The following is a 19,088-nucleotide window of genomic DNA, read 5'->3' as shown; positions in this document are numbered from 1 at the left end:
TGACGGATGTCAGGTGAGCTGGAACGGCATACCCAGGGCGGTCCTGAGCCTGCTCGCGAAGGCTTCGCGGTGGGCCGGACCGACCCATTCCGCCTCATCGTGCCGCTGGTACAGGCGGTCGTCCGGATAGCGGGGAAACACGTGAACGTGAAGATGCCAGACGTCCTGGCCTCCGGCAGGCTCGTTGTGCTGGCGGATCGAGGTGCCCTCACACGCGTACGAGGAGCGGATGCCGATGGCGACTCTCTGGGTGAGGTCCCACACCGCCGCGCTGTCCGACGGTGAAAGGTCGTAGATGTTCTCCACATGCGTCCGAGGGATGACAAGCACCGCGCCCGGGTTCCCAGGCCACCACTTCGGAGCGATCCGGGCATAGGCGCGCTCGGTGACAGCGACGACGTCTGCGGGCAGGTTGTGGTCGTCATGCGTGCCCTCGAGGAAAGCGCAGAACGGGCAGACGTAGCCAGCGGGCGCATGCGTAGGGGGAGTCACGCCCCGATCATTGCACGGCGAGCGGCTGGTCGCTCGTGGAACAATGAAGACATGCTCGCTCGGGTCGTCGCGGTCCATTCCAGTGCTTCTCACACGTTCAGCAAGGAGACACGGGGATCGATCTCGCTCCTCGAGGGTCTGGGTGTCGACGGCGATGCGCACTGTGGAGCGACGGTCAAGCACCGATCGCGGGTGGCCGCCGATCCGTCCCAGCCGAATCTCCGGCAGGTGCATCTGATCCACGGCGAGCTCTTCGAGACGCTGAAGGAGAGTGGTCATCTCGTGGCTCCAGGGGACCTCGGCGAGAACATCACGACGCACGGCATCGATCTGCTCTCGCTGCCTGTCGGAGCACGACTGCGAATCGGAGAGACTGTGGTGACGGTCACCGGGCTTCGCAATCCGTGCCAGCAGATCAACGGATTCCAGTCCGGGCTGCTCAAGCAGGTGGTGCGGAACGCCGGTGACGGCCAGGTCGTCCGCCTCGCCGGCGTGATGGGCATCGTGTCGCGGGGCGGGCGCGTGGCTGCGGGAGATCCGATCGACGTCGAGTTCCCGCCGCTCCCGCATCTCCCGCTCACGCGAGTCTGAGGGGGACGGGTTGCTTTCCGCTACCTGAGATGACATCTATTCAGCCGGGACGATCCTGCCTCGCTTGACTTCCGCTGATGCGGACTCGAGTGCGTCGACGAGCGTCTTGTTCGAGAGTAGTCGTCGTTCGTAGTCGCGGCTCTGTGCAGCGATTGCTCACCGCGTCATGAGATCAGACAGTTCTTTACCCGCACTGGAGCTTGTAATCGCCGGAGCTGAGCTCAGCTTCCGCAGCGATGACATCGTTGGCCCCAGAGGCTTTGAAATAGGAGACAACGCGGAACGTGTGCTGCCTGGTCCCATTGCATGCGTACTGGACACTTTTTTGCACCATGTTCCACGTGCCAAAACTCTCGAAGGCTTTAGTAACGGGAACCCAGAGCCACCCGTTATGCATGAAAACGATGGACCTGATGTACGTCTTGGTGACGGCTCCCCAACAACTAGAGATTGCTGGCTTCGCGCCCACTGAACTGGAGGGGAGCCCGCTTCCGGATGATCTCTTCCACATTTGTCCCACCGCAAAATGACAATTTCCTACTACCGTCGCCCTCGTGGTCGCACCGGGCGTCGATTCAGGAGCGCCGATGCTCGTGTCCGACCCAAGGGCATCCATCTCCGCGTCCGTCATCACCACCGCATCAGCAGAAAGTGGTGTTCCATCCGGGTAGACGAGGTACTCGTCGGGAACGTCCGCCGAGCTCACCGCTGTGAGTGGCGGGAGGTCGGGCGCGTCGTTCCCTGATGATGCCGCGTAAGACGGGCTGCCGCCGGCTGCTACGGTCCCGAGGATCAATGATCCAGCGATAATAATACCGAACTTGCGGTGGTGACGGTGCCTCATCTTTGAATATCTGTTTCTAGTTAACTAGAACTTCTGCTAGACACTCGAGCCGCTTGACGCGCGGTAGGGGAGTCGTAGCGTCTACTGCGAATAAAGAGCCCCATCTGTTCCTGCGACCCGATAAGGCACAGAGACGGGGGTAAGTAGAACTGAGAGTCCGCTATCAGCCGCATACTTTTCCTGGAATTCGTACGCGTCGCTTTCGACGTCAAAAACGCCGATGAAACCAGGGGATTCCTCCAAGTACACGATCCACACCATCATAAATGAAATGTAGCACTTTCGACCTGGTGACCGCCCTCGGCTATCAGCGCCTTCGCCCCGCGTGACGATGCTGTCAAGAACTTCTTCGTCATGAGCTATCTCCCTGAGTAACTGGAAGCTACAGCATCGCCGACCCGCAAGCTCTGTGTCTGTAGGACGTTCGGTCGACAGACAAAGCCCTGCCAACCGACTAAATCTCTTGGCTGCTCCGTCCATCGATCGAAGCCAGCCTGACGCACTCGACACACTGACTTCGTCCTATCCCCGGAGATCGGACGCGGGGGAGAGGCGAGCGAGTGCTACGCCGAAGAGGCTCGCACGTTCCTTGACCAGCTGCTCTACGGCCGCCACGTCGAACTCATCCCCGACCCGCCCCAAACCGACGTCGACAAGTACGGGCGCCTCCTCCGAAACGTCCTCGTCGAAGGGCTCAGCGCCGCCCAGCTCGCACTCACCGCCGGCACCGGCTACGAGTACACCTACGACACCGCGTACCGGGACCAGCAGACGCACCGCGACGACGAACGGGCAGCTGCAGAAGACGTGCTCGGGCAGGCGTGAGCGTCCACACGGTCGTGAGGAGTTCCGGCGCCTGGGGGAGCCGTTTACGTGCCATGCTCGACAGTATGCGCTAGTTGGATAGCGCATACGCATGCACGCATGCTGACATAATGTGCATTATCGGATATCTCTCAGGACTCGAGAGTGGTGCGAAGAGGTTGGTCTCGGTGCCCTCGACGCCCCTCATGCTCCGGGAACGGTCGCATGGGCGACGATGTCTCGGATCCATCCGTTCGCCGCGGACGGGTACAGCGGTGCCGACACATCGTCGTCGTCGAACGGGCGCCACAGGATCGGCACCATTGATCCGTCGGACTCCGTGAGCGTGCCGCCCTCCAGTGCAGGCTCTGGGTGCAGTCTGCCGGAGTACAGCGCGACGATCTCGTGACCGAGCTCGCCGTTGTACCGGAAGATGCTCTCGATGACGCCCAGGAGTGTCAGGTCGACCACATCGGCTTGGAGCTCTTCCTGGACTTCACGGAGTATTGCCTGCTCATGCGTCTCGCCGAGCTCGACACCGCCGCCGATCAGACGGTGAAAACCCAGTGGGTTCTCCACCGTCGCACCGTGCTGGCTGACGAGGTGCCGAGCGCCGTCGCTGTGGGCGGCCACAAGCATGGCCTTGACGCGAATGTGGGAGCGGTCGACCGGCATGGCCTTGACGCGAATGTGGGAGCGGTCGACCGGCATGGTCCCTACGATCCGACGTAGGCGGCGAGGTGCTCCCCCGTCAGCGTGGTTTTCTGGGATACCAAATCTGCAGGTGTCCCTTCGAACACGATCTTGCCGCCGTCATGGCCGGCGCCGGGGCCGATATCGATGATCCAGTCCGCATGGGCCATCACCGCCTGATGGTGTTCGATGACGATCACCGTCTTCCCGGCATCGACGAGCCGATCGAGCAGCCCGAGGATCTTGTCGACATCTGCGAGGTGCAGGCCGGTCGTGGGTTCGTCGAGCACGTAGACGTCGCCCTTCTCTCCCATCTGGATCGCGAGCTTGATCCTCTGACGCTCACCGCCGGACAGGGTCGACAACGGCTGCCCGAGCGACAGGTAGCCGAGACCCACGTCCTCCATCCGGCCGAGGATCGCGGAAGCCGCGGGCAGCTTCGCCTCGCCATCGCCGAAGAAGACCCGCGCCTCCGAGACGGGCAGATCGAGCACCTCGGTGATGTCCTTGCCGGCGAGCTTGTACTCGAGAACAGCTGCCTGGAAGCGCTTGCCGCCGCAGTCCTCGCAGGGTGTCTCGATCGTGTCCATGAACCCGAGCTCCGTGATGATCACGCCGGCTCCCTTGCACGAAGGGCAGGCGCCCTCTGAGTTCGCGCTGAACAGAGCGGGCTTCACGCCGTTGGCCTTGGCGAATGCCTTGCGGATCGGCTCCAGGAGGCCCGTGTACGTGGCGGGGTTGCTTCGTCGCGAGCCCTTGATCGCGGCCTGATCGATCGCCACGACGCCGTCGCGCTTCGAGACCGACCCGTGGATGAGTGAACTCTTGCCCGAGCCCGCCACGCCCGTGACGACGGTGAGCACGCCCGTCGGGATGTCGACGTCGACGTCCTGCAGGTTGTTGACCGTCGCGCCTCTGACTTCGATCGCGCCGGTGCCGGTGCGCACCGATTCCTTCAACTGCGCCCGGTCCTCGAGGTGATCGCCGGTCTTCGTGCTGCTGGCCTTCAGCCCGTCGACCGTTCCCTCGTAACAGATCTCCCCGCCGGCGCTGCCCGCACCGGGACCCAGGTCGACGACATGGTCACCGATCATGATCGTCTCGGGCTTGTGCTCGACCACGAGCACCGTGTTCCCCTTGTCGCGCAGCTGCAGCAGGAGCCCGTTCATGCGCTGGATGTCGTGCGGGTGCAACCCGATGGTCGGCTCGTCGAACACGTAGGTGATATCGGTGAGCGAGGAACCGAGGTGGCGCAGCATCTTGATGCGCTGCGCCTCTCCCCCGGACAGTGTGCCCGAAGGCCGTTCGAGACTGAGGTAGCCGAGCCCGAGAGTCACGAAGGCATCAAGGTTCGCGCTGAGCGCCTGGAGCAGCGGACCCGCGCCAGGAAGGTCGAGCCCCCGGACCCAATCCGCGAGGTCTGTCACCTGCATGCGGCATGCGTCCGCGATGCTTACGCCCTCGATCTTCGACGACCTCGCCCCCTCGGTAAGTCGCGTGCCGTCGCACTCCGGGCACACCGCGAAGGTGGCGACGCGCTCGACGAAAGCGCGGATGTGCGGCTGCAACGCATCGAGGTCCTTCGACAGCATCGACTTGGTGATCTTCGGGATCAGACCCTCATAGGTCATGTTGATCCCGGAGATCTTGACCTTCGTGACCTCTCCGTAGAGGAAGAGCTGACGCTGCTTGTCGGTGAACTGCGAGATCGGCTTATCGGCAGGATAGAACCCCGACTGGGAGAAGCCCTTCACCATCCAGCCGTCCGCCGTGTAGCCGGGAACCATGATGGCCCCCTCGTCGAGTGATCGCGACTCGTCGACGATCTGGGCGAGATCGAGGTCGGACACCGCTCCCCTGCCTTCGCAGCGCGGGCACATGCCGCCGAGGTAGATCGCGTCCTTCACGATCTTCTTCTCGCCGCCAGGGCCCGTCATCACGCCGCTGGCTCTCTGCGTCGGGATGTTGAACGAGAAGGCGGTGGGTCCGCCGATGTACGGCTGCCCGAGTTTGCTGAACAGGATGCGCAGCATCGCGTTGGCGTCCGTCACCGTGCCGACTGTCGAACGCGGGTTCGCGCCGAGCCGCTCCTGGTCCACGATGATCGCGGTTGTCAGTCCCTCGAGGACATCGACATCGGGCCTCGGCACCGACGGCATGAAGCCCTGCACGAAAGCGCTGTAGGTCTCATCGATCATCCGGCGCGATTCGGCGGCGATCGTGTCGAAGACGAGGGAGCTTTTGCCCGAGCCCGAGACACCGGTGAAGACGGTCAATCGGCGCTTCGGGATGTCGACGCTGACCTCCTTGAGGTTGTTCTCACGGGCGCCCTGGACGCGGATGAGGTCATGGGTGTCGGCAGGGTGCGCTTCGGTGCTCATCGGCGTCCTTCGGGTCTGCGGTGGAGAGATCAGGTGGTCTGGTCTATGCGGTCTGGTTGATACGGAGCAGGTTTCCGGCCGGATCGCGGAACGCGCAGTCGCGCACACCGTAGGGCTGGTCCATCGGCTCCTGCACCACATCGGCGCCGTGCTCGACCAGGCTCTCGAAGAGCGCGTCGACGTCGTCGCTCGCGAGGGTGAGAGCAGCGTAACTGCCCTTCGCGATCAGCTCGAGGATCGTCTGCCGTTCGGAATCGGTGATGCCTGGATCTGTTGCCGGCGGGTGGAGGACGACCGACGTCTCCGGCTGTCCGACCGGGCCGACGGTGAGCCACCGCAATCCGTCGTAGCCGACATCGTTGCGCACCTCGAATCCGAGAGCGTCGCGGTAGAACGCGAGAGCGGCTTCTGCATCGGTGTGCGGAAGGAATGCGTAGTGGATGCTGATTCTCATGGCTCTCACGTTAGGTGGGCATCGGGGCGCGGCGCTTCTCTATTCCTGATCGGTCTCGTGACCTGCTTCGCCTGGAAGGACGGGATGCCCTCGATAGTGGTGGCGCGTTCACGGTACACGCTGGGTGAGACACCGACGAGCTCCGAGAACCTCGTGCTGAACGTGCCGAGTGAGGAGCATCCGACTTCGAAGCACACCTCCGTCACCGTCAGGTCGCCGCGCCGCAGCAGAGCCATGGCGCGTTCGATCCGCCTCGTCATCAGATACGAGTACGGGGACTCCCCGTAGGCTTCGCGAAACTGCCGGCTCAGATGCCCGGCTGACATGTGCACTCCGCGCGCCAGTGCCTCGACATCCAGAGGTCGGGCGTACTCCCGATCGATGCGATCGCGGACCCGTCGCATGACAGCGAGCTCCCGCAGCCGGGCGTGGTCGAGGTCCGTCACGAGGATGATCTTGCCATGTCGGGGAATCATGTCGGGGAGTTTCCCGGCGTGACGAAGAGAAACGCGGGCGGGCGCTTCTCCCCCGCTCCTGACCTCAGGGGCGCTACCCTGAGGGGCATCCTCACAGGATTTTCTCAGAAAGGGGTCCCCACCATGTCTGAACCACTCGCAGAGGCGAAGTCGTTGTTCAAGTCGATCCGCGTCACGCTGGCGGTCGCCGGTGTCCTCGCGCTGATCGCGGGTATCGTCCTCCTCGTCTGGCCGGTCAAGTCCGCGGTCATCGTGACGGCGATCTTCGCCTCGTACCTCATCGTCGCCGGACTCGTCTATGTCGGCCTCGGCATCTTCTCGAGCGCGAAGGGCGGGTGGGCGCGCGTCGGTCACATCGTCCTCGGGCTGCTCTATATCGCTGCCGGTGTGATCGCATTCTTCAACCTGAACGTCGCTGCGGCCACGCTCGCCTTCGTGGTCGTGATCTTCATCGGTGTCAGCTGGATCGTCGACGGCATCGTCGCTCTGTCCCTGCTGGGCAGCGACGGATCACGCGTCTGGACGGTCCTGTACGCGATCCTGAGCATCGTCGCGGGAATCATCGTGCTGTTCTCGCCGCTGATCGCCGGCTTCGCCTTCTGGCTGCTGCTGGGGATCTCGCTGGTCGTGCTCGGAATCATCCAGATCGTCCGTGCCATCACGCTCGGTCGGGATGCGAAGGAGTACGTCTCCGCCGCTCAGGGCGGAGCGACGAGCTGACGCTCACCGTCTGAAACGAGAGCGGCCCCGACTTGCGATGCAAGACGGGGCCGCTCTTCTCGTACTGCTACTCGGCAGCGAAAGCGCTCACGTCACCGACGAGGCGCGTGTTGTCCGCGGGCACCGCGTCGACGGCCGCCCTGGCGACCTCGGCCGCGAACTCCGAGACGTTGTAGAGCTTGCCCGCCGATTCCCGGCGCTCGGCGATCGCCCCAGGGTTCGCTCGCTCCAGCAGTGTCGCGGTGATGGTGCCCTCGATCATGTCGCCCGACACGACCGTGAAGCCGATGCCCTTCTCAGCGAGGCCGGGGATGCGCTCCCGGAGGGCGTCCTCGCCTGCGCGCTTGGAGAGGGCCACGGGCTCGTACTCCGGCATGGTCGGTGTGGTGCGGATGAAGTGCGCCTGGTGGCTGGTGACGAACACCACGCGCGCTCCGTCCGAGAGCAGCGGCGTGGCGGCATCGAGCACGTTGAGCTGGGCGTCGCGGTTCAGGGTGAGTGCGTAGTCCGCAGCCATGCCCGACTCCATGCCCCCTGAGGCGTTGAGCACGAGCACGTCCAGGCGGCCGTACTCCGCCCGGATCGCCTCGAACATCGCCGCGACGGACTCCGGGTCGGTGAGGTCGGCACCCACGACGAGTGCACGGCGACCGAGCTCCCGCAGCTGGGCGGCGAGCTTCTCGGCGCGCGGGGCCTTGTTGCGGAAGTTGACGACGACATCGGCACCGGCCTCCGCCAGGTAGCGGACGGTGTCGGCGCCGATCCCCCGCGATGAACCGGTGACAAGGGCGACCTTGCCGTCGAGGGATCCTGCGGGAAGAACGTCGGTCACGGTGACTCCTCATGATGCGCGAAAAAAGCCGTGATCGCACGGCCTTCACACCCTACCAAGTGCACGCAGTGGCGCCCTGATCGAGCGCTCTGCGCGTGATACGTTGACCACAAAGGAGGCCGCATGGACAACATCGTGACGTTCGTCACGTTCATCGAGCAATGGGCGTGGATCGGCTGGCTGGTTCTCATCGCCGTCTTCCTGGTGATCGAGATGCTCTCGCTGGACTTCACGTTCCTCATGCTCAGCTTCGGCGGAGTCGTCGGTCTCGTCACGGATCTGGTCGGTGTCCCGGTGTGGCTGCAGGTGATCATCGCCGCCGCCGCTGCCGCCCTATTCATCCTGTTCCTGCGCCCTCCCCTTCTCAGACGTCTGCACCGCGGCGAGGATCCGACCAGGTCGAACGTCGACGCCCTCATCGACCTTCGTGGGATCGCGCTGAACGACATCACGCAGATCTCCGGCCAGGCCAAGCTCGCGAACGGCGACACCTGGACCGCACGCACCGCCACCCCCGTTCCCATCCCCCAAGGCGCCCCGGTCGCCGTGACCGCGATCAACGGCGCCACGGCCATCGTCCGCCCCGTGAACGACTAGGAGAACCCCGTGAACGACGCATCGTTCATCCCCACAGCGATCCTGTGGATCCTCGTTATCGCCGTGATCATCTTCGTGGTGGTCACCGTCGCTCGAGCGATCCGCATCATCCCGCAGGCCACGGCGGGGGTGGTCGAGCGTCTCGGGCGCTATCACAAGACGCTGACACCCGGTCTCAACGTGCTGGTGCCGTTCATCGACAGGCTGCGGCCTCTGATCGACATGCGCGAGCAGGTCGTATCCTTCCCGCCGCAGCCGGTGATCACCGAGGACAACCTCGTGGTCTCGATCGACACTGTCGTCTACTTCCAGGTGACGGACGCGCGTGCGGCGACCTACGAGATCGCGAACTATCTCGGCGCGGTCGAGCAGCTGACGACCACCACGCTTCGAAACGTGGTCGGTGGCCTCAACCTCGAGGAAGCGCTCACGAGCCGTGACAACATCAACGGTCAGCTGCGGGTCGTCCTCGACGAGGCGACCGGCAAGTGGGGCATCCGCGTCGGCCGGGTCGAGCTCAAGGCGATCGACCCGCCCATCTCGATCCAGGACTCGATGGAGAAGCAGATGCGCGCCGAGCGGGACCGCCGTGCCGCGATCCTGACCGCGGAGGGGACCAAGCAGTCCGCGATCCTCGAAGCCGAGGGAGCGCGGCAGGCGGAGATCCTCCGTGCGGAAGGTGACAAGCAGGCCGCAGTGCTCCGTGCACAGGGTGAGGCCGAGGCCATCCAGAATGTCTTCAGCGCCATCCACCAGGGCGAGCCGGACGACAAGCTTCTGGCCTACCAGTACCTGCAGATGCTGCCGAAGATCAGCGAGGGGCAGTCCAACAAGCTCTGGATCATCCCCAGCGAGCTCACCGAGGCGCTCAAGGGCATCGGCAGCGCGTTCACGCCGAAGCCCGGCCAGAGCCCGTCGAACACGCTTCCCGGCGCGTGACGCACCCGTACTTCTCGAAGACGCGGAGTCCCCGAGTCCTCGCCCACCGTGGTCTGATCACCGCAGCGGGCGAGGATTCTGGCGTCTGGGAGAACTCGGCGGGGGCTTTCGCGGCCGCCCACGCCGCCGGCGTCGAGTACATCGAGACCGATTGCCAGGTCACAGCGAGCGGCGACGTGGTGCTCTTCCACGATGACGACATCGCACGACTCACCGGCGACCCCCGGCCGGTCCGTGAGGTGAGTACACGTGAGCTGCGAACCCTGTTCGAGGACCACGGGGGGCTTCTGACCGTCGCAGAAGCACTCGATTCCTTCCCGGACGTGCGGTTCAACATCGACGTGAAGACCTCGTCGGCTGTCGAGCCTCTCGGGAAGATCCTGGTCGACGACACGCACCGGGTGCTCGTGACGAGCTTCTCCGACGCCAACAGGCGCGGAACGGTGGCGTCCGTGCTGCGGGCAGGGGCGGCGCTGCGTCCGGCCACGTCCGGGGGCAGCGCGACGATCGCCTCCCTGCGCGCGCTCTCGGCACTCCGCCTCTCCCCCGCGCGCATCCTTCGCGGCATCGATGCTCTGCAGATTCCGGAGCGCCACCGCGCACTGACGGTGCTGACTCCCGCTCTTCTGCGAGCCTCACACCGGCACGGGGTGGAGGTGCACATCTGGACCGTCAATGATGCCGCGGACATGCGCCGTCTCATCGGCCTCGGTGTCGACGGCATCGTGTCGGACCGTGCCGATCTCGCCCTGAAAACTCTCGCCCCTCGTTAGCGACGACCCGCCCCATAACCTCCGCCGCTGGGATTAACCTGTGAGTTCCGCCGAGAACTCGCCCGCGTGGATGAAGCCCACAGGCTGGAGCGTTATACCTGACAGCGACGAGAGGACCACACAATGGCAGATCGCAGCCTGCGCGGCATCCGACTCGGCGCCCAGAGCCTACAGAGCGAAGAGGGCGTCGTTTTCATGGAGCGCCGTGAGACCACCTACACCTGTGACACATGCGGCCACGTCACGAACCTGATGTTCGCGGCGGATGCCGAGCCGCCCCAGACCTGGGAGTGCCGCGCCTGCGGTGCCGAGGCTCGACTGAACGTCGACGGCCAGGCCGTCACGCTCGAGGCGAGCGACGAGAAGGCCGCGCGCACGCACTGGGACATGCTGCTGGAGCGCCGTACGCGCGCCGAGCTCGAGGAGCTGCTGGAAGAGCGCCTCGCCTTCATCCGGGCCCGCCGCGGTGCCGGTGAAGACCCGACCCGCGAGAAGATCGGCGCCTAGCGCCTCCTGGCGCGCCAGCACCCGACGAGGAGCGCGCCGACACCGCCCCACAGCACTACTGCCTGGATCCAGGGGCCCAGCACCACACCAGCCGTGAGGCCGGAGCGCAGCTCGACATCCTCGAGCATGGCTCCGGCCTCATCTGCGTCAAGGCTCGTGACCGTGGAGCCGTCAGCACGGATGACCTGGCTCGTGCCGACGGTCGAGACGTTCACCACGCTTCTCCCGGTCTCGATGGCCCTCATCCGTGCGAAGGCGAGCTGCTGCAGGTTCTCGTCTGTGCCGCGGAAGTCGGCGTTGTTCGTCTGGAACACCAGCACCTCTGCCCCCGCGTTCAGGCCCTGCCAGATCACATCGTCGTAGATCACGTCGAAGCAGATGGCGAGACCGACGCGGACCCCGCCGACGTCGACGATCGGAGGGTTCGAACCCGGCGTGTACTCCCGCTGGATGAGACCGATCAGATCGGGGGCGAGCGCGTTGAAGAACGGGCGATCCGGCACGTACTCGCCGAACGGGACGGGATGGCGTTTGTCGTGCAACTGCGTCGCTGTGCCGTCGAGATTCCAGAGCATCGAGGTGTTGAAGAAGCGGTCGTCACGCCCCGTCGCCGCGTTGGCGAGGAGCGGTGCGTCGATCCGGTTCGCGATGAGGGTCATCCGCCGTGCCAGCGCATCGCTCTGGAAAGGGTCGCCGTCCAAAGACCCTTCCGGCCAGACCAGCAGATCGACGTCTTCGCCGTAGAGGGGGGCGGTCGCCTCTGTCTGCGCCTGGATCACTGCGAACGGCTCGCGATCGTCGAAGTATCCCGTCGGGCCGTTCCCCTGCACGGCGGCGATCCGCATCGAGCCGCTGGGCGCTGTCGGGAAGAGCGGGGTGAACAGCAGCACCACCACGAGGGCTGCCGGCGCGATCAGCCACAACGGCCGACGCCATGCGCGCAGCCGGACGGCTTCGATCAGCATCGCCACGACGAGGACCATGAGGAAGCTGAGCCCGCTCACGCCGACCCAGGAGGAGACGGATGCGAGGGGACTCTCGGCCTGACTCATGCCGATACGTGCCCAGGGGAAGCCGCCATAGGGCCAGGAACCGACGAACAGCTCGCGGCCGACCCAGAGAGCGGCGACGACGGCCGGGAGCCCCAGAAGGCGCCCCGCTGTCCCGGGGAAGGCCTTCGGGAGCCAGCGATACGCGAGCGCTATCGGGATGAGGGCGAACGCCGTCAGCACCCCCTCGACGACGCTGAGAGCCGCCCACGGGATGGGACCGAGGTATCGCGATGTCCAGGAGACCAGGAGCCCGAAGAACAGGATGCCGTAGACCAGCCCGACAAGCAGCGCTCCCCCGAACCGTCGTCCTCTCAGCGCGAGCAGCAGAAGAGCTGTCGCGGGGAAGGCGAAGATCCAGATCGCGGCCGCCGGATACGCCAGGTTCATCACCAGGGCGGCCAGTCCGGCGGCGAGCACAGCAGCCCAGAGGGGCAGGAGGGCGCGTCGTGGCGCGGGTGTCGAGGTCATTCCGTCCATCTCACATCGACGAGTAGGCGACGATGCCGCGGCGCACGCCATCGAGCGCGGCCCGCGCCGTTCGCGCGAGCGCGGCGTCTTCAGCGACGATCGAGAGCTGATCGAGCAGGTCGATCGTCTGCTTGGCCCACCGCACGAAGTCTCCCGCAGCCATGTCGGCGTCGATGAGCACGCGGTCGAGCATGCCGCCGCGGGCCCAGGAGTGCATCGCGCCGGCCAGCCCTGCCGCCAGCGGTTCGCTCCCCGGCAGGTGGTGATCCTGCTCCAGATCGTCGAGCTCGGCCCAGAGCGTCGTGGTCTTCTCGTACGCCGCCCGGAAGGCACCTCGAGGCAGGCCCCGCTCCCCGGAATTCGCCTCGTCACGGCGAGGCTCATAGACGAGGCAGCACGCCATCGCCGCGAGCGAAGGAGCATCCAGGCCCGCCCACAGCCCCTGACGGAGTGACTCCGCGACGAGCAGATCCCGCTCCCCGTAGATGCGACGCATGGTACGTCCCGCTTCGGTCAACGCCGTCTGCCCGTCGACTTCGGTGAGGTAGTCGAGCGTCTCCAGGACCTCGACGACACGGTCGAAGACACGTGCGACCGTGCCGGTGCGCGTCTCGATCTGCCGGCGGATCCGATCGGTCTGTCGCTTGAGCTTCCAATACCGTTCCGCCCATCGTGCGTGAGCTTCGCGATCTGGACAGCGATGGCACGGGTGCCGCTGCATCTGCGTGCGCAAGGACTGGATGCGTTTCATCCGCTTGTCGCGTGAAGCGCGAGGGGCGTGCGAGTCCTGTCGGTTCTTCTTCTCGAGGTCGCTCAGCTCCCGCCGGATGGCCGCGTACTCGGGGTAGTCCCCGTGCTCACAGGCCATCGCGCTCTGGTAGCCGGCCAACGACTCCTCGGCCTCGCGCACCTGGCGTGCGAGCCCGACCACCGCCCGATCTGCTTGGAACTGCGCGAACGACGACTCCAGGATCTGCCGTGCCCTGGGCTTGCCGAACATGTCGATCAGGTTCACGGCCATGTTGTAGGTCGGGCGGAAGCTGGAGTTCAACGGATATGTGCGCCGGGAAGCGAGCGCAGCGACCGCCTGCGGGTCCATGCCCTCCGTCCACTGCACGACGGCGTGGCCCTCGACGTCGATGCCGCGACGGCCCGCGCGGCCAGTGAGCTGGGTGTACTCCCCCGAGGTGATGGCGACACGGGCTTCGCCGTTGAACTTCTCCATCTTCTCGAGGACGACGGTGCGCGCCGGCATGTTGATGCCGAGGGCGAGCGTCTCGGTGGCGAAGACGACCTTCACGAGCTTGCGCTGATAGAGCTCCTCGACGACCTCCTTGAAAGCGGGCAGCAGGCCCGCGTGGTGCGAGGCGACCCCGCGTTCGAGGTTGTCGAGCCATTCCCAGTAGCCGAGCACACCGAGGTCTTCGTCCTGGAGGGTCCGCGTGCGCTCCTCGACGATGGTACGGATGTCCGCGCGCTCCTCGTTGGAGGTGAGCCTGATGCCGGAGCGGCGCACCTGCTGCACCGCGGCATCGCACCCCACGCGGCTGAAGATGAAGAAGATCGCCGGGAGCAGATTCGCGCGTTCGAGCAGACGGACGACGTCGGGGCGGTCCATCCGCTCGATGCGGCGCGCGTTGGCGGCACGGACCGGACGCCGTCCCCCGCGCGGTGGGCGCTTCGCCTGGCGTCCGGCATGGCGATCGCTGCGGTACGACTGCGCCTGCCGGTTGTTCTCGTACGTCGTGCCCGTCGCGGAGCGGATCCGCATGAGCTCCTGGTTGACCTGCGCGGTGGCCAGACCCGCCCGATCGTCGAACAGAGGCAGGAGGTCGTCACGGACGAGGACGTGCTGCTCGAGCGGCACGGGACGGATCTCGGAGACGATGACCTCGGTATCGCCGCGTACCGTGTCCAGCCAGTCGCCGAACTCCTCCGCGTTGGACACGGTCGCGCTCAACGACACCAGGCGGACGCGGGCGGGGAGGTGGATGATGACCTCTTCCCACACCGCCCCGCGGAACCGGTCGGCGAGATAGTGGACCTCGTCCATGACCACGTAGCGCAGGTCCCTCAACGCCGCGGAGTCGGCGTAGATCATGTTGCGCAGGACCTCGGTCGTCATGACGACGATCCGTGCATTGCCGTTGATGTTGGTGTCGCCGGTGAGCAGGCCCACCTGATCAGCCCCGTAGACGTCGACCAGCTCGCGGAACTTCTGGTTCGACAGCGCCTTCATCGGCGTCGTGTAGAAGGCCTTGTCGCTCGACGTCTGCATCGCGAGGTGGATCGCGAACTCGCCGACGATCGTCTTGCCTGCGCCTGTCGGCGCAGCGACCAACACGCTTCGTCCGCTCTCGAGTGCGTGACACCCGGCGACCTGGAACGGGTCGAGATCGAACTTCTGCAGCGCTGCGAAAGCCGTCGACTGCGGATGCTCCCCCGCTTCCTGCGCGCGGGCGTACTTCTCCGAGGGCGAGCTCATGCCGGATCCGGCAGAAGCCCTGATGCCTCGTCACGCTTGCGCTTGCGTCGGTCGAAGATCAGCGAGAGACCGGCAGCGGCGAAGAACAGCACGATGAGGATGCCGGCCAGCATCAGCATGCTGACGACGTCTGCCGCTGGCGTCGCGAGCGCGGCGAAGACCGTCGCGATGATGATCGCGACGCGCCACCCCTTGAGGATCGCCCGTCCGGACATCACACCTGCGAGGTTGAGCGCGACGAGGAACACCGGCAGCACGAAGGAGATGCCGATCACGATCATCAGCTTGAAGATGAAGTCGTAGTACTCCTGCGCCGAGTACAGGTTCGTCGCCCCTGCCGGGGTGAAGCTCCACATCAGCTCGATGATGTGCGGCATGATCATGACGCCGAGGTAGCAGCCGGCGAAGAACAGCGGAACGGCGGCGACCACGAATCCGACGGTGTACCTGACCTCCTTGCGTGTGAGTCCGGGCATGATGAACGCCCAGATCTGCCACAGCCATACGGGAGCGGACAGGAAGATGCCGATGGAGAACGCGATGCGCATGCGCATGTCGAACGCGGCCGTGACGGTGCCGAAGTTGAGCGCGCTGAAATCGTCTCCGCGCTTCTCGGCGATGATACGGACCGGCTCGGTGATGAAGTTGATGATCGGATCGGCGATGAGGAAGGCGATCACCATTCCCACGAGCAGAGCGAGCGCAGCGAACATCAGGCGCTTGCGCAGTTCGACGAGATGCGCGCCGAGCGACATCCGCCGATCCCGATCCGCCTTCGGCATCACGGTCGGTTCGATGGCTGCCACGGCCGGTCAGGCGCGGGGCGGAGTCTCAGGGTCGATGCCCGAGTCCTTCACCGTGGTCGGCTCGGCGGCTGCGGAGTCGGTGCGAGCGGCGTCGTCGTCCTTCATGGCCTTCATCTCGCCCTTGAACACGCGAGCCGACTGGCCCATGCTCTTCGCGAGAGCCGGCAACTTGGCCGCACCGAACAGGAGGAGGATCACGGCGAGCACAATCAGCAGGTGCCAGCCTTGCATTCCAGCGAACATGTCAGGTTTCCCGTCGTCGGTGAGCGTTCGATCCAGTCTACAGATCAAACCTCTGCTTCGGGCTGGTGATAGAGCGCGAGTCCCGCAGCAGCCCACTCGCGGGTCGCCGCGCGGGCTACGGTCGGCTCCAGCACCTCCATCGCGCCGCCGAAGCGCGCGGCGAGCCGCTTGATGCCCCGCGGGTCCGCGAGGTGCAGCTGCGCGGTGACCGCACCGTCCACCGCGTCGGTGGTTCCGGTGGGCACGAATCCGCCGAGCAGCGGAGCCAGCCTCTCCGGCACCCGCACCGTGACGGTCCGCTCCTCCTCGAGCCCTGCGAAGGCTTCGGGGACGTGATCGCCCTGATGCGTGATCGGGATGTCGGTGAGCGTCGGCGCGCTGACACGGTCGAGGTGGAAGGTGCGCATGGCCTGACGCAGATGGCACCACCCTTGGAGGTACCACTGACCGTTCGTGATGAGGATCTGCATCGGGTCCACGGTGCGAGTGGTCGGCGCGGCATCGGGAGCCTGATACGTGAACGCGATCGCGACGCCCTCGTGCAGTCCGCGGGCCACCGCCTCCCTGACCTCGTCGACGGCGCTGGGGGCGACGACGACGTCGGCGGGCGCGTCGGCCGCACCGCGGGACAGCTTGGAGATCAGCCCGGCGACGAGACCCGAGTCCGAGACGGCCGGGACCGCTGCGACCATCTGGAGCCCCGCGAGCAGCGCCGCAGCCTCGCGGGCGGTGAAGCGCGGGACGCGGCGCAGAGCCACATCGTTGGTGATCTCGATCACGTCTTCCAGATCGAGGAGGTCCCAGTTGATGTCGAACATCTCCTGCGGCTGCTGCCAGTACCCCGCTTCTCCGGGGAGCCCGATCACGGTGAGCTTCTCCACCATCCCGCGCATCTCCTGCGCTGTGACGCCGAACTCTGCGGCCGCCTCCTCGAGGGACACCTGTCCGTGCTCCAGGAGATAGGGGACCAGCGTGAGGTACAGACGCACGCGATCGGCGGCGAGCAGGGGCTTCGAGGTCGCGCTCACTTCGCCTCCTCCGCTCCGGAGTGGGCGTCCACGACGGCACGCAGCCGCGAGATCACGGCGTCCCGCAGCGGTGCAGGGTCGACCACTCGCACCTCCGGTCCGTACGAGGCGAGCTCGTCGGCGAGGATGTGCAGGTCCACGAAGGGTACGTTGATGCCCTGCGTGGCAGGCGAGGCGCGTCGTCCCAGCCGCAGCGCCGCCTCCGTGCCGGGGGTGACCTCCAGAAGGGCCGAGTTCTCGGCGGCGACACGCTCCAGCCCGGCGAGTGCACGGTCTCCCGCACCGTCGCGCAGCGTCGGGTCGAAGCTCTGGGGAGTCACGCGTACGTCCCCGACGATTCGACTGAGCAGGAAGGTGCGGTCCTCTTCCACATCGACGTCGATGCCGAAGACATGCCACCGCGCCTCGTAGTCGACCAGAGCCAGCGGCCGGATGCGGCGTCGGCGCGGCGCATCCTCTCCGGGCTTGAGGTACTCGAACGTGACCACCCTGCACCGCTCGATCGCATCCTGCAGAGGCGAGAACGCCGCATCGCGCGCTGTGATGCGCGGCGCGAACCCGATGATCGGCTCGTCGCCGTCGATGCCGAGTGCGCGGATCTTGCGGACCCCGGACTGTGCGTCCCCGGAGACCGATTCGGAGCTCCATACGCTTCCGGCGAGCTGCAGCACCGCGAGTTCGGCCGGCGAGAACTCGATGTCGCTGGGGAGGTCGTACTCCGCCTGCGGGATGCGATAGCGCGCCTCGCGGAGATCATTCGGGTCTGCTGCATCCCCGATGGTCTCGATGGGTACACCGAGCGAGCGCAGCTCGTCCTTGTCGCGCTCGAACATCTTCTCGAGCGCATCCGATCGGGTGCCGGCCTCGGCGCGCTGCCGGTAGCCGGAGACGTTGTCGAGGATCTGCTGCTTGGTCAACCCGATCTCCGTGGCCATCAGCGCCACGACGAGATTCGTCAGACGCTCCTCCGCGGGGATCCGGGCTGCCATCACGGCGTGGGCGCCGTCACTGCGCCCAGGATGTCGACGACGACCGCCGTGGCCGGAGCGTTCTCTGCGGCCGGGAACACGACGAGGAGCTGGGAGCCGACCGTGGCTCCGACGAGCTGTTCGGCGGCCACGCTGACGCTGGCGTCGGCACCCCACGAGCTCGTGGTGACCTTCTTGTCGTCCCAGCCGACGCCCATGATGTTCGTGACGACGATGTCGTCCTTCTTCACCTTCGGACCGTCGCCCTTGATCAGCGTCTGCGTGGTGATCTCCTTGGGGGCGGGAACGTCGGGGATGATGACGCCCGGCGTGCCGTCGGGAGCGCGCACCACGGTGGGGAGTCCTCGCGCGTCGTTGAACTGCAACGCGCCGGATGCCTTCGCCGGCATCACATCGAGCACGTCGATGACCGCCACGATGTTCTCGCCCTTGTCGAGTCCGAACGCCTGGACGTTCTGCTCGCCGAAGTCCTCCGGGGTGAGCACGGCGAGGACCCGGCTGCCCTCGGTCGCGCATTCCAGCACGTCGGACAGACCGGCGGAGCGCTGCGCCCAGTAGTCGATGCTGTGCACGCGGCTCTGGTCGCCGTTGAACTCGGACTGGTAGAGCTTCTTGCCGCTGTCACCGCCGTAGAACGCGATGTCGAGCACCACCGGCTGGAACTTCGACCCCAGCGCGATGCCATCGCCGACTGTCACATCGGCGAAGGCCGTCTTGTCGGACTTGACGGGCCCGAAGACCTCGACGTCAGGCAGCGAACCGAGGTCGCCGCTCACGTCGGCGACGTTCAGGATCTTGTCGTCACCACCGCGATCACAGGCGGCGACACCGTCGGATGCGGTCGCGGTGCAGCCTGTCAGGGCGAGGACGGCGAGGCTGAGGGAGGCCAGAACGGCGGACGTTTTACGCACGCG

20 protein-coding genes are annotated in these 19,088 nt (G+C 65.9%); 7 read left to right on the top strand and 13 right to left on the bottom strand.

Going from position 1 to position 19,088, the window contains the following annotated elements; genetic code table 11:
- Positions 1-9: 9 nt before the first annotated feature.
- On the bottom strand, positions 10-570 hold the full coding sequence (locus AB4070_RS01820; protein ID WP_441978660.1) for an HIT family protein: 561 nt from the start codon (positions 568-570) through the stop codon (positions 10-12).
- On the opposite strand from AB4070_RS01820, the gene AB4070_RS01815 reads away from it, so the two are divergent.
- Complete coding sequence (locus AB4070_RS01815) at positions 544-1,083, top strand: MOSC domain-containing protein (RefSeq protein WP_441978659.1); 540 nt, start codon at positions 544-546, stop codon at positions 1,081-1,083. The genes AB4070_RS01820 and AB4070_RS01815 overlap by 27 nt on opposite strands.
- Before the next feature lie 1,378 nt (positions 1,084-2,461).
- The gene (locus tag AB4070_RS01810; protein WP_441979021.1) at positions 2,462-2,752 is read left to right on the top strand and encodes a thermonuclease family protein; all 291 of its coding nucleotides are present in this window, start codon (positions 2,462-2,464) and stop codon (positions 2,750-2,752) included.
- Positions 2,753-2,935: 183 nt separating this feature from the next.
- Here AB4070_RS01810 and AB4070_RS01805 read toward each other — a convergent pair whose 3' ends face one another.
- Genes AB4070_RS01805 through AB4070_RS01790 form a run of 4 tightly spaced genes read right to left on the bottom strand, consistent with a single transcriptional unit; the run spans position 2,936 to position 6,735 of the window.
- Positions 2,936-3,442 carry an NUDIX domain-containing protein gene (locus AB4070_RS01805; RefSeq protein ID WP_441978658.1) on the bottom strand — a complete coding sequence of 169 codons (507 nt, stop codon included), beginning with the start codon at positions 3,440-3,442 and terminating at the stop codon, positions 2,936-2,938.
- A 5-nt stretch (positions 3,443-3,447) separates the two neighbouring features.
- On the bottom strand, positions 3,448-5,805 hold the full coding sequence (locus AB4070_RS01800; protein WP_441978657.1) for an ATP-binding cassette domain-containing protein: 2,358 nt from the start codon (positions 5,803-5,805) through the stop codon (positions 3,448-3,450).
- A 43-nt stretch (positions 5,806-5,848) separates the two neighbouring features.
- Positions 5,849-6,259, bottom strand: a complete 411-nt coding sequence (locus AB4070_RS01795) for a VOC family protein (protein WP_045265296.1) — start codon at positions 6,257-6,259, stop codon at positions 5,849-5,851.
- 5 nt (positions 6,260-6,264) lie between these two features.
- Complete coding sequence (locus tag AB4070_RS01790; protein WP_441978656.1) at positions 6,265-6,735, bottom strand: helix-turn-helix transcriptional regulator; 471 nt, start codon at positions 6,733-6,735, stop codon at positions 6,265-6,267.
- A gap of 123 nt (positions 6,736-6,858) precedes the next feature.
- On the opposite strand from AB4070_RS01790, the gene AB4070_RS01785 reads away from it, so the two are divergent.
- Positions 6,859-7,455, top strand: a complete 597-nt coding sequence (locus AB4070_RS01785) for an HdeD family acid-resistance protein (protein WP_282846631.1) — start codon at positions 6,859-6,861, stop codon at positions 7,453-7,455.
- A gap of 67 nt (positions 7,456-7,522) precedes the next feature.
- Here AB4070_RS01785 and AB4070_RS01780 read toward each other — a convergent pair whose 3' ends face one another.
- On the bottom strand, positions 7,523-8,287 hold the full coding sequence (locus tag AB4070_RS01780; RefSeq protein WP_441978655.1) for an SDR family oxidoreductase: 765 nt from the start codon (positions 8,285-8,287) through the stop codon (positions 7,523-7,525).
- A gap of 123 nt (positions 8,288-8,410) precedes the next feature.
- Between AB4070_RS01780 and AB4070_RS01775 the strand changes: the two genes are divergently transcribed.
- The 4 genes from AB4070_RS01775 to AB4070_RS01760 all read left to right on the top strand — a co-directional run bounded on the left by AB4070_RS01775 (position 8,411) and on the right by AB4070_RS01760 (position 11,103).
- Positions 8,411-8,884 (top strand): NfeD family protein, encoded by a 474-nt coding sequence (locus tag AB4070_RS01775; protein WP_046746995.1) that lies wholly within the window; start codon positions 8,411-8,413, stop codon positions 8,882-8,884.
- Between the two features lie 9 nt (positions 8,885-8,893).
- Positions 8,894-9,823: an SPFH domain-containing protein gene (locus AB4070_RS01770; protein WP_441978654.1), complete on the top strand. Its 930-nt coding sequence runs from the start codon at positions 8,894-8,896 to the stop codon at positions 9,821-9,823.
- Positions 9,820-10,596 carry a glycerophosphodiester phosphodiesterase family protein gene (locus AB4070_RS01765; protein WP_441978653.1) on the top strand — a complete coding sequence of 259 codons (777 nt, stop codon included), beginning with the start codon at positions 9,820-9,822 and terminating at the stop codon, positions 10,594-10,596. Before AB4070_RS01770 ends, AB4070_RS01765 begins: the two co-directional genes overlap by 4 nt.
- A 123-nt stretch (positions 10,597-10,719) precedes the next feature.
- Complete coding sequence (locus AB4070_RS01760) at positions 10,720-11,103, top strand: RNA polymerase-binding protein RbpA (RefSeq protein ID WP_021200565.1); 384 nt, start codon at positions 10,720-10,722, stop codon at positions 11,101-11,103.
- Here AB4070_RS01760 and lnt read toward each other — a convergent pair.
- From lnt to AB4070_RS01725, 7 genes are read right to left on the bottom strand one after another with little or no spacing between them, the layout of a single operon-like run.
- Entirely contained in the window at positions 11,100-12,632 is a 1,533-nt protein-coding gene (gene lnt, locus AB4070_RS01755) for an apolipoprotein N-acyltransferase (RefSeq protein ID WP_441978652.1), read from the bottom strand. The genes AB4070_RS01760 and lnt overlap by 4 nt on opposite strands.
- Before the next feature lies 1 nt (position 12,633).
- The gene (locus tag AB4070_RS01750) at positions 12,634-15,108 is read right to left on the bottom strand and encodes a DEAD/DEAH box helicase (RefSeq protein ID WP_441978651.1); all 2,475 of its coding nucleotides are present in this window, start codon (positions 15,106-15,108) and stop codon (positions 12,634-12,636) included.
- Complete coding sequence (gene tatC / locus AB4070_RS01745; RefSeq protein ID WP_045265395.1) at positions 15,105-15,863, bottom strand: twin-arginine translocase subunit TatC; 759 nt, start codon at positions 15,861-15,863, stop codon at positions 15,105-15,107. Before tatC ends, AB4070_RS01750 begins: the two co-directional genes overlap by 4 nt.
- Before the next feature lie 57 nt (positions 15,864-15,920).
- Positions 15,921-16,157: a Sec-independent protein translocase subunit TatA gene (tatA, locus tag AB4070_RS01740; RefSeq protein ID WP_021200561.1), complete on the bottom strand. Its 237-nt coding sequence runs from the start codon at positions 16,155-16,157 to the stop codon at positions 15,921-15,923.
- Between the two features lie 44 nt (positions 16,158-16,201).
- Complete coding sequence (locus AB4070_RS01735; RefSeq protein ID WP_441978650.1) at positions 16,202-17,185, bottom strand: helix-turn-helix transcriptional regulator; 984 nt, start codon at positions 17,183-17,185, stop codon at positions 16,202-16,204.
- Positions 17,182-18,174, bottom strand: coding sequence for a helix-turn-helix transcriptional regulator (locus tag AB4070_RS01730; protein WP_441978649.1), 993 nt, complete (start codon positions 18,172-18,174; stop codon positions 17,182-17,184). Before AB4070_RS01730 ends, AB4070_RS01735 begins: the two co-directional genes overlap by 4 nt.
- The gene (locus tag AB4070_RS01725; protein ID WP_441978648.1) at positions 18,174-19,085 is read right to left on the bottom strand and encodes a hypothetical protein; all 912 of its coding nucleotides are present in this window, start codon (positions 19,083-19,085) and stop codon (positions 18,174-18,176) included. Before AB4070_RS01725 ends, AB4070_RS01730 begins: the two co-directional genes overlap by 1 nt.
- Positions 19,086-19,088: the final 3 nt, after the last annotated feature.

The sequence above is a fragment of the Microbacterium sp. 2RAF4 genome (genome assembly GCF_052115285.1).
Classification (GTDB): Bacteria; Actinomycetota; Actinomycetes; order Actinomycetales; family Microbacteriaceae; genus Microbacterium; species Microbacterium oxydans.
Note: the sequence above shows the minus strand (reverse complement) of the source record. Positions and strands in the feature narration are given on the sequence as shown.

Excerpts from the sequence above, each read along its gene's own strand:
- AB4070_RS01815 (WP_441978659.1), top strand. The coding sequence starts at position 544 with ATGCTCGCTCGGGTCGTCGCGGTCCATTCCAGTGCTTCTCACACGTTC.
- AB4070_RS01820 (WP_441978660.1), bottom strand. The coding sequence starts at position 570 with ATGGACCGCGACGACCCGAGCGAGCATGTCTTCATTGTTCCACGAGCG.
- AB4070_RS01805 (WP_441978658.1), bottom strand. The coding sequence starts at position 3,442 with ATGCCGGTCGACCGCTCCCACATTCGCGTCAAGGCCATGCCGGTCGAC.
- AB4070_RS01800 (WP_441978657.1), bottom strand. The coding sequence starts at position 5,805 with ATGAGCACCGAAGCGCACCCTGCCGACACCCATGACCTCATCCGCGTC.
- AB4070_RS01795 (WP_045265296.1), bottom strand. The coding sequence starts at position 6,259 with ATGAGAATCAGCATCCACTACGCATTCCTTCCGCACACCGATGCAGAA.
- AB4070_RS01790 (WP_441978656.1), bottom strand. The coding sequence starts at position 6,735 with ATGATTCCCCGACATGGCAAGATCATCCTCGTGACGGACCTCGACCAC.
- AB4070_RS01785 (WP_282846631.1), top strand. The coding sequence starts at position 6,859 with ATGTCTGAACCACTCGCAGAGGCGAAGTCGTTGTTCAAGTCGATCCGC.
- AB4070_RS01775 (WP_046746995.1), top strand. The coding sequence starts at position 8,411 with ATGGACAACATCGTGACGTTCGTCACGTTCATCGAGCAATGGGCGTGG.
- AB4070_RS01760 (WP_021200565.1), top strand. The coding sequence starts at position 10,720 with ATGGCAGATCGCAGCCTGCGCGGCATCCGACTCGGCGCCCAGAGCCTA.
- lnt (WP_441978652.1), bottom strand. The coding sequence starts at position 12,632 with ATGGACGGAATGACCTCGACACCCGCGCCACGACGCGCCCTCCTGCCC.
- AB4070_RS01750 (WP_441978651.1), bottom strand. The coding sequence starts at position 15,108 with ATGAGCTCGCCCTCGGAGAAGTACGCCCGCGCGCAGGAAGCGGGGGAG.
- tatC (WP_045265395.1), bottom strand. The coding sequence starts at position 15,863 with ATGTCGCTCGGCGCGCATCTCGTCGAACTGCGCAAGCGCCTGATGTTC.
- tatA (WP_021200561.1), bottom strand. The coding sequence starts at position 16,157 with ATGTTCGCTGGAATGCAAGGCTGGCACCTGCTGATTGTGCTCGCCGTG.
- AB4070_RS01730 (WP_441978649.1), bottom strand. The coding sequence starts at position 18,174 with ATGGCAGCCCGGATCCCCGCGGAGGAGCGTCTGACGAATCTCGTCGTG.